Source organism: Brevibacillus sp. FSL K6-2834 (genome assembly GCF_038592925.1).
GTDB lineage: Bacteria > Bacillota > Bacilli > Brevibacillales > Brevibacillaceae > Brevibacillus > Brevibacillus borstelensis.
The window spans coordinates 3,283,169-3,295,731 of sequence record NZ_CP151945.1 but is presented as its reverse complement, the minus strand read 5'-3'; the positions used below and the strand labels follow the sequence as shown (position 1 = coordinate 3,295,731).

Below are 12,563 nucleotides of genomic sequence, written 5' to 3'. Positions count from 1 at the left end.
GGGAGAAAACAATAGCACGTTGGCCGAGAGGCGAAGAAAGGAGATGCCATGAATAACCAACTGACGGTCATCGATGGACAGGAAACTCGCTTGATGGAGGGCTACAGTTACCAAGAGATGCACGCTGTCTTGCAGGAGATGAAACAAAAACTCAATCTGACGCAGCAATTCTTCAAGGAAGTCATGATTGAGGGGCAAGATTACGGCGTTCTGGAAGGTACCGCGAAACCAACGCTATTGAAAGCGGGTGCCGAAAAACTATGCGAACTGTATGGCTTCTCACCGATCGTAAAAATGATCGAAGAAACGGCGGAAAGAGATACCGGCTACTATCGGGCTCGGGTAACGATTAGCCTGATCCATCGTCGCAGTGGGGTAACCATTGCTGATGGTGTTGGGGAAGCCAATACCATGGAAAGTCGATATCGCTGGCGTTGGGTCTTCGAAAACGAGTTGCCGAGGGGGATTGATAAAAACTCCTTGGTACAGAAGAGTTTTCCGAAAAAGAACGGAAACGGAACCTATATCAAATACCGGATCGAAAATGAGGATCTCCACTCATTATGGAACACCGTTCTGAAGATGGCCAAGAAGCGCGGCCTGATTGACGCTGTGCTTTCTGCAACCCGTTCTTCAGGTATCTTTACCCAGGATGTTGAGGACTTGAAGGATTGGGCGGAAGCGGCTCCATCGGATGAACCCAACCCACGACGTGAGAATGGAACGCCCGGTCACAACAGGAACGAAAGCAGAAGGACGTCAAACCGGCCGCAAGGACAAGAAGGGAAGCATCCGCCACAACATCAATCCGGTGCTCATAAGGAACACGCTGCCATCCCTCCGTCCGATACGCCCCGTTGGATTACGGGAACCGTAACGGATGTGCAAGGAACAGCCATCAACGACACACCTTGCTTTATTTTGTTCCTGCATAACGGCAGCAAAGTCCTGATTCCGGAAGATCATCTGGTAGCCCAACAAGACTTAAACAACTTGATGGGGGGACAATTGTTAAAGTTCCTTACTCGCACGATGGGGGATTTTGAGGCAATTGCCGGCCGCAGCGGACAAGAGATTCAGGAGGTGCGCAGTGCATGAGCATTTTTCCTGAAATCCTTGACGTTGCTGATCGTTTTAATCTCTTGGCACAGCAAAAAGCTGCGCCGAGAGGTGAAATTCGCGTCCATTGCCCGTTCTGCGCAGAGATTGTCGGTATAGCGGATCGCGGGTTCCATCTGTATCTAAATCCGGTCAAGAATACGTTTCACTGCTTTCGTTGCCAGGAAAAAGGGGGCGTGGCCAAATTCATCGGTCTTCTGGAGGGAAAAGGCGAACAAGAAGTGATCGATGAATACAAGACCAAACACGAAGCCGCCCGAAGGAAAAAGCGGAAGAAAAAGACATGGGAAGATCATCCTGCGATGAAGCTTTCCGCACACCAATGGAAACTGATGGGCTTTCTCGGGAAGATCGACGGGAAAATGTTTCACACCAACCCGAATTATGCACGCGCGGTTCTTCAGTGGGCATGGCGGGAGTGGCAACTATTCACGTCTGAGAAATCGAAGGAAGCGTTCCATGTCCTTCTGATTGGCAAATACCTGGCGAATGAAAAAGCAGTGGAGGATTTCGTCAGGAAAACCGAGAAAGATACCGGCATTGAAAGTCTTTGGGAACGCGCCGTGAAAATGCATCAGCTCCCCAAGGATTTGTGGGCAGAATGGGCCAAACGAGCTGATGTCATCGTTCGTGAACTTGTAGAAGCGATTCGGAACGAAGAGAAAGCGGCGGATTTGGAAGGTACCATTCAGCGAGAGTTGCAAAAAATGAAGGAGAGAACGGCGTGACCTGGAAATGGAGTTATAGCCGACTCTTTAAATATGACTCCTGCCCCCACGCGTACTATTTCCGGTACGTGTTAGGGATGCAGGAGAAGGAAACAGAAGCAATGGCGATCGGGAAGCAATTCCACGACGTCATTGCTTCTTCTGTTTTACGGCAGCCTCCGCCGGTGGGGATTCCGAAAGACGTGCAGGAGTTGGCGATAAAGGCGTATCGACTGTTGCAGACCCACATTTTCAAAGGGGAAATTGTAGCGGTCGAGCGTGAAATCATCACTCCCATTACGGAAACGGATCTGTTCCATGTGGTGATTGATCTCATTGTCCAATACGATATATTTTCCCTTACGGTTTACGACTGGAAAACATCCTGGGCAGTCTATGAGGTCATGCAGAAGCCCAAGCAACTGTTTCTCTACGCTTGGAGCGCATGGCAATCCGGCCTTTACGCTTCGGAGGTCGCTTATCTATTTCCGAGAAAGAATGAAATCAAAACAGCACAAGTAACGCCTGAAGCGATTGCAGAAACCCTCAATTGGGCCAAGACGCAGATTCATCAGGCCAGACACGCTTATCAGGAACTAAAAAAAGGGACCCCACCGGAGATAGCATTCCCGCCCAAATTGGGAAGTGGCTGCACCAACTGCAGCTATATCCGTGAATGTCCCATGACGAAAAAATACCAAGTTCATTGAGGAGGAATGAATCATGAATTACATGCACAATGCAGGAGAAAATTTCAAGCGGATTTTGGACGAACTGAACCGTCAAGCGCAGCAAAAAGAAGATTTCGTTGTACCGGCCAATCAGATTCGGATGCGTGACGATGGACACTTTACGTTTCAGACACTCTTTACGAATGCGGCCGCCAGCCCGGCAACCGAATGGGCGGAAAACCAGATGTATCAAAAACTGGAGTTGCCAGCTCGCTTCATGCGCCGCTGCCCAAGTGATTTAAGGGCAACGAACTTTAACTACTTCGCAGAGCGGTTGCCAGCGGATGAGGAATGGCTGTTACGTACGTATCGGTCGCGGTCTGAACAACTGGGCCACATGATTCGTGGAGCCTTGTCCAAGGATTATAGCCGGTTCGATGATGAACAGTTCTTGGGCATGATCGAATCCATGATCGGGTCAGAAGAAGACCATCGGATTTCGTACTGGTACCGCGATGAGCGCGGCATGCACCTGCGGATTGTGTTCCCTGATCTGACAAGAAGCATCGGGAGAACCCTGGAGGGACGACCGGATGTCCACATGGTGGGGGTTCACTTGTCCAACTCCGAGGTGGGCGCCCGCTCGGTTACGATTCAGCCGATGGTATACCGCCTGGTTTGCTCAAATGGCTTGATGCGCTGGACCAACGATGGGGAAGTGTTCAAGCAGCGTCACATTCACCTGCGGGAGCGCGAGATGTACGCTCGGGTGGCCGAAGCGTTTACGGCTGCCGTCAAAGCCGGGGATGACATGTTGGAACGGGCTTTGGCCGCCAAAGAGGTGAAGGTGGAAAACCCGCTGGATTTCATCAAAACGCTGGCCAAGGACAAAAAATACAGTCAGTCCATGACAGATACCATCACCAGCACCTACATGGCAGAACCCGGTGACAGCCTGTTCTACGTGATGCAGGCCATGACCCGCGCCGCCCAAACCCTTCAAGGGGATGCTCGGGTGGAGTTGGAACAAGACGCCGGCGAACTGCTTGCTAAGGTGGCTGTCTAACAGAACCAAAACGAAGAAGCCGATCTACATGGGTCGGCTTCTCCCATGATCAAAATGAAGGAGGAATATTGTATGAACGGTCAAACAGTGATATTTCCATGGGATGAACCAATGGATATCGAAGCGGCAGCTTTGATTGATGAAGGAGCAATCCCGATGGATCTCCCGGAAGAAAATAAAGAAGAAGAGTATAAACAGGCTCAACAATTGGCGGCTGAGATTCTTCATCTGGAAGCGATATTTAAAGCCAAGAAAGAAGAGCTGAAGCAATATGTTGAGCAAAACGGAAAAGTCGTGGTGGGAGACACCCAATTTGATTTTGTCCCGTCGTATTCGTGGGAGGGGAATTGGGAAGCTCTTGCCCGACATATCCGGGAAAAAGGGTTGAATCCGTTTGATTTCTTCAAGCTGGGATCAACGGAGGCAACGAAGCTCATGAAAAAGACGGGATGGGACGAAGAGCAGATGAAAGAACACGGTGTCTTTCGTGTCATGTCCGGTAAGCAATTCCGCTCCTCCAAGGTGAAATAACGGAGAAGGGAATATTAGAAGCTTGTATGTTAATTGCAGCGGAAACTGCAAAGGACCGTAAGCCAGTATCTCAAATGAGGTTCTGGCTTCTTTTATTTATCCGAGGGGAGGATTGCCAGTCATGAATTTGGAAACGTTTGAGGATTTCCAACGAGCCATCTCCGAAGGAAGATTAGTCGACGTATCGGATACGGCTAAAGAGATTGGGATCAGTATTCCGGCAGCGGTCTCTTCTGCCTTATGGAAGACCTATATTGAACCGGAAGAGTCGATTACAGTAGGACAAACGAAAAACGAACGAATCTGGAATGTGATTAGTTTGCTGCTTTCAACCCTAAAAAGCGGGATGAAACCGTTCGACGATAGCTCTTCTCTCATGGTTCGGTACCAGGTTCATTTCGTAATCAATGGAATCCTTACCATGTCAACACTTAAGGCGATCATTCGGAAAACCGCAGAAAGGAAGTCATTCATTCAGATCATGTTGGAGGATGAAGCTGAACAAAACAATCCTGACAGAAAATACTTTTGCAGGGAGTGTAGGTTTACATTGTATCTCGAAACAAAGCCAGAAAGTTACATCGAATGTAGATGAACTGGCATGAATAAACATTACATTTCGCCTACCACCGAGGCGATAAAACGTGTGGCTCAAACTTTGGGCCAGACGGCCCGGTTTGAGTAGGGAGGTAATGGTGAAGCAAATCGAAATGTTTCAATACGATTTCATCGTAACTGAATTTGTCAAAAAAGCCAAAGAAAGCATCACGTTCTACGGGACGAAGGAAGCGAATTTGAACGATCTGTTGACGATCATTATTGGAAACGAAGCAGATGCTGCAAACATTCAAAAGTTAACTGGCATCGGGATTCAACAACTCGCTTCGATGTCTGCCCAAGAAATCATGGAACTTGCGTCTATCAGTGAAATGGCAGCACAGCGGATCGTCGCCTCCTTTGGATTGGCACACAAATATGTAACCAGCCCAAGAGAGAAAAGGATTTCCATTCGTCTCCCGCGTGATGTAGCGGAACTTATGATGCCTGAAATGAGGTACTTAACGCAGGAACATTTTATATGTCTGTTTCTGAATACAAAAAATCGTGTAATCGGTAAGCAGACGATCTTTATAGGAAGTTTGGATTCATCGGTTGTGCATCCCCGTGAGATTTTTAAAGAGGCGATCAAGAGGAGCGCGGCATCGATTATTTGTCTGCACAATCATCCGAGCGGAGATCCAACCCCAAGTAAGGAAGACATTTCGATCACGCAAATTTTACGGCAAGCAGGAGAGGTGGTTGGTATTAGCCTGCTTGATCACGTCATTATCGGGGATGGAAAGTATATTAGTTTAAAAGAACAGAGGTACTTTTAGTACGGTAAGGTAACGTATTTGCCGAAATGATTCTACCTACCACCGGGGTAAGAAAACGTGTGGCTCGAACTATGGGGCCACTCGGCCCCGGTTCGAGTAGGAGGAAGCATGAAGAAGAAAATCGTGATCAAGGATTCAGAACGTTTAGTTGCTGATCTGTCGAAAGCGTACCGAGCAGTTGCAAAACAGACGACGATTCCGATTCTAACCGGTTTTCATCTCCAATTCACGGGAGAATCTTTGACCATTACCGGTTCGGATACGGATAACACCATCCAGATTACGGAGGATGACAATTGCTCATCGTCTCAACCATGTGCGGTAGTCGTACCGGCAAGAATATTCCTGGACATTGTGCGTAAGTTGCCAGCGGGTGAGATCCAACTGAAAATTGGGGAAAATGAGATCTCCATTGCCGCGGGGAAATCGACTTTCGAGCTAAAGACGATGAAAGCTGATGAGTACCCATCCTTTTCGTTGGACGATACCGGCGTTTGTGTTGAGATACAAGCATCGGATTTGGCTAACGGGTTACGTTTGGAGTATGCCTGCTCGGTATCTGCTATGCGCCCTACCCTACAGGGCATCCATATCTTTAGTAAGGAAAAGGCAGTAACGTTCGTCGCAACGGATTCTCATAGGCTGGGCTCTTGGACAGTTCAGCTGGATCAAGAACTGAATTTACCGAAGATGATTTTGCCTGCCACAGCTGCAGAAGAGATGGTAAAGCTAATTGAGGACACGACCGATAAGGTCACCATCCACTGCACAGAGAACTCGTTACGACTCACTTGCAAGAACGTAACGTATGCTTCAAGGCTAATTTCCGGTACCTACCCGGAAACATCCAGGGTAATCCCGACAATTTTTTCGACAACATTTGTGGCAAATCGGGATGAATTAGTCAAGGTACTGGAACGGGTGAGCATCGTCTCCAAGGAAGGAAAAGCCAATATGTGTCGCTTACAGGTGATACCATCCGCAATGCCTTCTCTTCTCATTTCGGCCAGTCAGGAGGGGATGTTAAAAGTACAGGAGGAAGTGTTTGTCTCGGATCTCGAAGGCGATAATTTTGAGATGAAGTTCAGTACGAAGTATCTCCTGGAGGCGCTACGACATATGAAGGCCAAAGAAGTCATGTTTCAAGCATCTGGAGCAAATGCACCGATAATCATACGACCGACAGGTGATGAACCAGGGTTTGCCTTAATACTACCTGTGCGGTCGGCATAATTTACAGAGCAGAAGGGGATTTCATTCCCCTTCTGTGTTTTTGAAAGGATGCATTAGCGATGAAGAAAAGGAGATTTTCTACCAATGAGTTCCTAAAACAACTCCAGGACCGCAGCATCTCATCAAAAATTCCACGTATGCAAACTCCTGGTATGTTTTGCATCGTCGAATACCTGTATGCCGGCGCCGATGCATCAGAAGTCGATTTCGACAGCTTCACACTGGACGAACTGGATTACGTATACAATGAAGCTCACGCTCTGTATTCAATGGAAGACATCTATGATGAAGAGACTGAGCGGGCCAATTGGTACAACGTGATCTATGAGTATGTCAGGAGCACGCAGAACATTTACACACTGCTTCATTCAAGGAAGAAACAGTATGCAGAAGAAGACGATTTTATCTGAGGGAGAGCATTGATATGTTTAGTATCGAGGATTGCCAAGTCATTCAGTCGTCCTTGGATAATTTGCTTTCGTTAAAGCGCCTTCACGATGCTGGGTACCGGGTATCCGACATGGGGTGCTGGGTAACGGATTATGCATTTGAAAACATGGGTGGAGATATCTTTATGATGGCAACGGAGCGACTGTTTGGTGCTTGCGCTGAGGAAGAAGGGGAAGACGGGTCATATGACATCCGGAAGTTTGTCATCCTATGTCCAGACGTCGAAGAACTTCTTGGGGTGTTTACAAATGAATGGGTCGAAAGACAGCTCAGATGTAATAAGAGAGTTGTTTGCGACTGGACAGGAGCTGAGATGATCATCGAACTGAAGAAAATGGGCTTTATCGTCGAGATCCACGAAAGTCCGTCCTATTTCAATCAGTTCATTCAAGAGCTCATCCAGATCAGGAAGTTACTCGATAGGTTGTTGGTGTATGCCCAATACTTAAAAGGAAATAGAGGTGCGAGGTATGCTGCATTTTACTGTGAAGTTTAGTGATGATTTTACGCAGCACACACCATACTGTACTGTCCAGGTTACCTCATCGGAGGGCGTAAAGGTAGACGAATACGTGATGAGTTTTGATGATTTTGTCGAGTCCATCCGAAATTCTGAATCGGAGAATCTAAAGCCAATGAGAATCCTGGGGGTTCAGAAACGGAAACGACTACGAAAAATCATCGGAAGAAAACGGATGAAAAATCCGGCGATACGTATCGAGACTCCTACCTTGCCCGTCAACAGTGTCAAACACATTTGGATTAATCGAGCGCAGAAGATCCAGATGGTATTTATCGAGGTGCCGAAAGGAAAATGGGACATTGCCTATTACAACACCACTTTTGAACAAGTGGGATTCCCGCGGATGTTGTTTGGGTACCGAATCCGGGATGGTCGCATCCAACAACTGCACATCTTGGCCGTAAAGGACAAGGGGAGGATTCGCGAGGACACCGAACTATACAAGTTTCCTTACGCGAATGTATCGAATGGTGTGGTTTGTATGGGGGGAAATACGTTGCCGGTTATTAAAGACTTGGCTCAACTTGCTACCATGCACCAGGTCTTTTTTGCGGCCCCCAGTTCTACCTGCTATTACGACACGAACCGGAACGAATCCGGGTTCAATGATTTGCGGGAGCTATACAATCGCATGCAGGGGCAGGCTTTTCCAGAGGAATGGTTAACATCCAAGCAAAAAACGTTTGGACAATACTGCCAAGAACTGTAGATCAAAGACTTTAGCGAAAGCTACAGTCTTTATTTTTTTGATAAGAATCCACGAGGAGGAATAAAACATGACTGACAAACTGTATCAAGAAACCTTGTTTAGTTTCTTGGGAGAAGGAGAACCAGAGGCCATACAGGACAAAGGAAAGGGCAAAAGGACGACGGCAGCCAATAATTCACGGGTGGCTTCCAAGGACCAAAAGAAACCGTCTGTATCTGTTACGAAAAGTGAACCGGAAACTTGGGAACTAAACACCGAGACGATCATCCGGTATGGCGGGGAGAACATTCCTCTGACCGATTACTTTACACCGGAAGAAATCACGAATGGTCTTCCAGAGAGTTCCCCAACTGATGAACAAACCACAGGAGACAACACCGCAAAGAAATTGAGGAACATTACTGGTGAAGACGTGCGAAAGCGGTTGGAGAACGACTTTGGCGAACTAACTGAAGAGTTAACAACGATGACATTCATTAAGGAAAAGAATATGATTATCCCTGTTCTAACCGCACGAAAGAAAGGAAGCGGCATGATCTTGGATCGCCGACATGGTGTTTATCTGACGTTGGAGGACGCTGTGGCAAACCGCCGGTCCAACATGTACCTTCCCGGAGCTGATGGTCATATGTACCATATCCGCGAAACAGAAGCGTTAACGATCTGCAAAAAAGCCCGGAAGGTTCCAAGTGTTCCGGCGTTGGTAGAAGGTGTGCGTCTAAAATTCCCCAGGATTCCCTGGGGGATTTTGACGCAGTTTTTGGTTGTCGCCCGCCACTTCGCCCGGACATATGGCGCTGAGGTTCATGGAGAGATTTATTGGGGAGAAGAAGGGTATCGACTGGTGATACCTTCACAACTTGTGAGCAGTGATATGTGTGAACCAACTGAGCAAGTAGCTTACGTGGAAAACGTCGTGAAAGTGATGGAAATTCACTCACACCACACGATGGAAGCCTACTTTTCTTCCCAAGATGATCGATCTGAGCAGGCGCCAATCCTCTATGCGGTTGTGGGAAGGGTTCTGGATTTCTTCCCGCAAATCCTGGTGAGAACGTGCCTGGACGGGGAGTATCTGATTATCAATCCCCATACCGTCTTTGAATCACCGTTGGAGTCTCCGACGAGCCTGGACTTTCCTCAAGTGTCCGTGAAAGGAGCGGGAGACAATGATACGGTTTAACGAACGGAAGAAGATCTTTTACTATATTGTTCAGATCGGCGCAGGTGCAAATGGAGGATATATTTTGCAGCAATGTGCTCAAATGATGAGTATATTCAAGGTACAGGGGTTTTACCTGGTGGCCGATCCGGATACGGTAGAACAAAAGAATTTGGCTAATCAACTCTTTATACTAAAGGATGTCGGACAGAAGAAAGCTGCGGTACTGGCTAATCGGTACCGCAGTCATTATCAAGTGCCGATTGCTGCGTTCGATGAACGGTACATTGAGGATGAAAGAACGTTAGAACGACTGTTTCAGTTTACGGATTATCGCTGGTGTTACAGTTGGGACACGTTTTTTCTCCCTATTTTGATCGGCGCAGTGGATAACAACTACACACGCCAGGTCATGCACAGTTACTTTCTCAGTCAAGAGAAGTTGCTCTATATCGATGTGGGAGTGGAAGCTGCATGGGTTCCTCGTGATGGCCGGCCACGTGAAGAGTGGACAGAGGAGGAGCGGCAGCGCCACGCCAATACCGGATGGACGGGACAAGTGGTGGCCGGGCTCAGATTGAACGGAAAAACTGTTCTGGAACCGGTGGCCTGCCGTTTCCCGGACATATTGGAGGATAAGGACGAGATTGCTCCTTCTGGAATGGCATGTTCCCAGGTGATAGCATCCGAGCCGCAGCGGTTGATTACCAACCGGTTTGCAGCGCAGGCAGTGGCCGGTTACTTGAATGAATTGTTTGGGGAGAGAACGTTGTCTACACACGTGACGTTCTTCCACGCGAAGAAAATGTACATGCGTGGGGAAAGGATTCAAGAAGGTTGAGAGTGTCCAGGAATGGGCACTCTTCTTTGTTTTAGGATCGCGTCAGTACCGATGGATCAGGGGATAAGAAGGAGCAGCTGGACGCTACGTCGAAACAGCTGTAAGACGAGGTACATAGCCGAATTCGAGCCATTTTGGATTCACCGAATCTTGATACGGCACGTCTGCTCTTGAATAAGGTGCTGGAGGCATTCGAAAAGAAATCGCCGAAAGTTATGGCGATCCTGGAAGCCGGCTTTGAAGACGAGACGGCGGTTTTGCTTTTGCCGGAAAAGTACCGCAAGTTGCTCTGTACAAAAAATGCTCTGGAGCGCTTGAATGAGGAAATTCGTCTCCGTGAACGCGTAATTCGGATCTTTCCGAATTGCGAATCGGCCATTCGGCTGTTCAGTGAATTGCTCATGGAAATCGACGAGAAGTGGGCAAGTGGCAGAAAGTAACTGGATATGGTGGAATATCTGGAGTGGCGCGATTCACAGGCGGCCAACATGAGTTCCAATGTCACACGGATCAGCTAACGAACGCAATCGCAGCCTGTCAAGGCCGCGAAGCGTTTCATTTAGCCTTGACAGGCCCTTTTCAACACACTTTTGTATACTCAGCAATCCCTTAGCTGGACCTGCCAACGGCAGGTGACGGGGGGAGGGGGCGTGCTCCCTGCGTTCATTCTAACCGAGTGAAAATTTACACACAAATTAGGACTTGATCGTTGTCGGGATGTTCCCAACCGAGGAGCTGTGATTCGTCTTGTAGGACATCTGAATGGACATCGTTGACTAAGTCCTATTTTAATTGAAAAAATTTTTATACAGATATTGCACTTGTTTATATTTGGAATTATAATCTTTTTTGTGAAATGGTAAAAAGAGGGTGAATATGATTGGAACAGGAAATTATGTTAGAAAAATCAAATCCGATTCTATGGAATGTACAATTTTGTTTGCTTTATTTATCAAGGATTTTAAAAGTAATGGGGGAGAATATTGCAACTATTGCAGTAGTTTGGCTTCTGATCGAAATGGGAGGGGATGCTTTAAGCAGCTCCATATTATTCGTTTGTTCATCTGTACCAAGAACATTATTTGGCCCATTTGTAAGTCCACTACTGTCCAATGAAAAATATCAGCAATGGATCTTTTTTTCTGATTTATTTCGAGCTATAACTTTAGGGCTTGTACCCATTTTATATTTATCTAATCATTTGTATCTTTGGCTGTTTTTTTTGTTAGTTACATTGCAAGCATCAACTGGGGCGATTTATAGCCAATCCGTAATTGCGTTATTGCCGCGCATTGTTGCAAAAGAAAATATTCAACGTGCAAATGCTATCATGCAATCTTCAAGTGAAGTCATCAAATTGGTTGGTTTAGCTGGAGCTGGTCTCTTAATCATGTTTATGTCAACAACTTCGGCAATTTTCCTAACTGCGGTCCTTTATTTGGTATCAGCACTGATAATTTTGTTCGTTAAAACATCAAATTATTATGAACAAAATAATAATTTAGAAGAGTTATCTGATGAAAGGAAACATCAGAACTCTAAAAATGAATCCTACCTAAAGCGTTTGTGGGAAGGATTCGAGATTGTTCGTCAACATTCCCTTCTCAATAGCATGTGCCTTCTGGTTATATTTGTAAATATTGGAATGGCACCTTGGTCTGCTTTGTCGGCACTATTTGTTTATCAAGAACTGCACGGTGATGCTTCCACTCTCACACTCCTACGGATTAGTACGGCATTGGGCGCTCTAGCAATGGGAATAGTCCTTACCAAGGTAAAAATAAAACGACTTGGAGCATTGTTTGTATTAGCTGGCATAGTGGAAGGAACGTCTCTTTTAGTGACGGGGTTGTCAGATTGGATTTGGATGATTGTATTTTGTTGTTTTGTAATGGGCATTACTTTAACTTCATTTGATGTCCCGGAATACGTGATCATTCAGACCACTGTCCCGTTGCATCAACAAGCACAGGTGTACTCTGTGATTACGATGCTCGGAAATTTATTCGTCCCGATAGCTTTTGTCTCAGCTGGTATTATAGCTAACTGGTTTGGAATCTCAATAGTCGTCATCATCGGGGGAATGGTTTCTATCATTTCAGGTATCATCGTCTATAAAAAATCTTCGCTGAGCAAGATGACGCTAGCGGAAACATAAATAAGGGAGTGTATTAC

The 12,563-nt window shown here is 46.7% G+C and carries 14 protein-coding genes and 1 pseudogene; all 15 read left to right on the top strand.

The features are described 5' to 3' along the window. The first annotated feature begins 48 nt into the window (after window positions 1-48). The 15 genes and pseudogenes from NST96_RS16300 to NST96_RS16230 all read left to right on the top strand — a co-directional run bounded on the left by NST96_RS16300 (window position 49) and on the right by NST96_RS16230 (window position 12,546). Entirely contained in the window at window positions 49-1,098 is a 1,050-nt protein-coding gene (locus NST96_RS16300) for a hypothetical protein (protein ID WP_342404195.1), read from the top strand. Beyond that, window positions 1,095-1,847, top strand: a complete 753-nt coding sequence (locus tag NST96_RS16295; protein ID WP_342404194.1) for a hypothetical protein — start codon at window positions 1,095-1,097, stop codon at window positions 1,845-1,847. Before NST96_RS16300 ends, NST96_RS16295 begins: the two co-directional genes overlap by 4 nt. Beyond that, the gene (locus tag NST96_RS16290; protein WP_342404193.1) at window positions 1,844-2,536 is read left to right on the top strand and encodes a PD-(D/E)XK nuclease family protein; all 693 of its coding nucleotides are present in this window, start codon (window positions 1,844-1,846) and stop codon (window positions 2,534-2,536) included. The genes NST96_RS16295 and NST96_RS16290 overlap by 4 nt, the downstream gene beginning before the upstream one ends. A gap of 13 nt (window positions 2,537-2,549) precedes the next feature. Continuing rightward, window positions 2,550-3,563 carry a DUF932 domain-containing protein gene (locus NST96_RS16285; protein WP_342404192.1) on the top strand — a complete coding sequence of 338 codons (1,014 nt, stop codon included), beginning with the start codon at window positions 2,550-2,552 and terminating at the stop codon, window positions 3,561-3,563. A 72-nt stretch (window positions 3,564-3,635) separates the two neighbouring features. Next, window positions 3,636-4,094, top strand: coding sequence for a hypothetical protein (locus NST96_RS16280; RefSeq protein ID WP_342404191.1), 459 nt, complete (start codon window positions 3,636-3,638; stop codon window positions 4,092-4,094). Between the two features lie 121 nt (window positions 4,095-4,215). Then, on the top strand, window positions 4,216-4,689 hold the full coding sequence (locus NST96_RS16275; protein WP_342404190.1) for a DUF6573 family protein: 474 nt from the start codon (window positions 4,216-4,218) through the stop codon (window positions 4,687-4,689). A 100-nt stretch (window positions 4,690-4,789) separates the two neighbouring features. Beyond that, complete coding sequence (gene radC / locus NST96_RS16270) at window positions 4,790-5,470, top strand: DNA repair protein RadC (RefSeq protein WP_338018903.1); 681 nt, start codon at window positions 4,790-4,792, stop codon at window positions 5,468-5,470. 108 nt (window positions 5,471-5,578) lie between these two features. Then, window positions 5,579-6,703: a DNA polymerase III subunit beta gene (gene dnaN / locus NST96_RS16265; RefSeq protein WP_342404189.1), complete on the top strand. Its 1,125-nt coding sequence runs from the start codon at window positions 5,579-5,581 to the stop codon at window positions 6,701-6,703. A gap of 59 nt (window positions 6,704-6,762) precedes the next feature. Beyond that, on the top strand, window positions 6,763-7,113 hold the full coding sequence (locus tag NST96_RS16260; protein ID WP_342404188.1) for a hypothetical protein: 351 nt from the start codon (window positions 6,763-6,765) through the stop codon (window positions 7,111-7,113). 14 nt (window positions 7,114-7,127) lie between these two features. Then, entirely contained in the window at window positions 7,128-7,649 is a 522-nt protein-coding gene (locus NST96_RS16255; protein WP_342404187.1) for a hypothetical protein, read from the top strand. After that, a complete protein-coding gene (locus NST96_RS16250) occupies window positions 7,624-8,385 on the top strand; it encodes a hypothetical protein (RefSeq protein ID WP_342404186.1) in 762 nt (253 codons plus the stop codon). Before NST96_RS16255 ends, NST96_RS16250 begins: the two co-directional genes overlap by 26 nt. A 67-nt stretch (window positions 8,386-8,452) precedes the next feature. Then, entirely contained in the window at window positions 8,453-9,568 is a 1,116-nt protein-coding gene (locus NST96_RS16245) for a Mov34/MPN/PAD-1 family protein (protein WP_342404185.1), read from the top strand. After that, on the top strand, window positions 9,555-10,388 hold the full coding sequence (locus tag NST96_RS16240) for a ThiF family adenylyltransferase (RefSeq protein ID WP_342404184.1): 834 nt from the start codon (window positions 9,555-9,557) through the stop codon (window positions 10,386-10,388). Before NST96_RS16245 ends, NST96_RS16240 begins: the two co-directional genes overlap by 14 nt. 77 nt (window positions 10,389-10,465) lie before the next feature. Beyond that, window positions 10,466-10,828: pseudogene (locus NST96_RS16235) on the top strand (transposase); the annotation flags it as partial. Window positions 10,829-11,268: 440 nt separating this feature from the next. Continuing rightward, complete coding sequence (locus NST96_RS16230) at window positions 11,269-12,546, top strand: MFS transporter (RefSeq protein ID WP_342404183.1); 1,278 nt, start codon at window positions 11,269-11,271, stop codon at window positions 12,544-12,546. Window positions 12,547-12,563 lie beyond the last annotated feature (17 nt).

Excerpts from the sequence above, each read along its gene's own strand:
- NST96_RS16275 (WP_342404190.1), top strand. The coding sequence starts at position 4,216 with ATGAATTTGGAAACGTTTGAGGATTTCCAACGAGCCATCTCCGAAGGA.
- NST96_RS16240 (WP_342404184.1), top strand. The coding sequence starts at position 9,555 with ATGATACGGTTTAACGAACGGAAGAAGATCTTTTACTATATTGTTCAG.
- dnaN (WP_342404189.1), top strand. The coding sequence starts at position 5,579 with ATGAAGAAGAAAATCGTGATCAAGGATTCAGAACGTTTAGTTGCTGAT.
- NST96_RS16300 (WP_342404195.1), top strand. The coding sequence starts at position 49 with ATGAATAACCAACTGACGGTCATCGATGGACAGGAAACTCGCTTGATG.
- NST96_RS16295 (WP_342404194.1), top strand. The coding sequence starts at position 1,095 with ATGAGCATTTTTCCTGAAATCCTTGACGTTGCTGATCGTTTTAATCTC.
- NST96_RS16245 (WP_342404185.1), top strand. The coding sequence starts at position 8,453 with ATGACTGACAAACTGTATCAAGAAACCTTGTTTAGTTTCTTGGGAGAA.
- NST96_RS16260 (WP_342404188.1), top strand. The coding sequence starts at position 6,763 with ATGAAGAAAAGGAGATTTTCTACCAATGAGTTCCTAAAACAACTCCAG.
- NST96_RS16255 (WP_342404187.1), top strand. The coding sequence starts at position 7,128 with ATGTTTAGTATCGAGGATTGCCAAGTCATTCAGTCGTCCTTGGATAAT.
- NST96_RS16280 (WP_342404191.1), top strand. The coding sequence starts at position 3,636 with ATGAACGGTCAAACAGTGATATTTCCATGGGATGAACCAATGGATATC.
- NST96_RS16250 (WP_342404186.1), top strand. The coding sequence starts at position 7,624 with ATGCTGCATTTTACTGTGAAGTTTAGTGATGATTTTACGCAGCACACA.
- NST96_RS16285 (WP_342404192.1), top strand. The coding sequence starts at position 2,550 with ATGAATTACATGCACAATGCAGGAGAAAATTTCAAGCGGATTTTGGAC.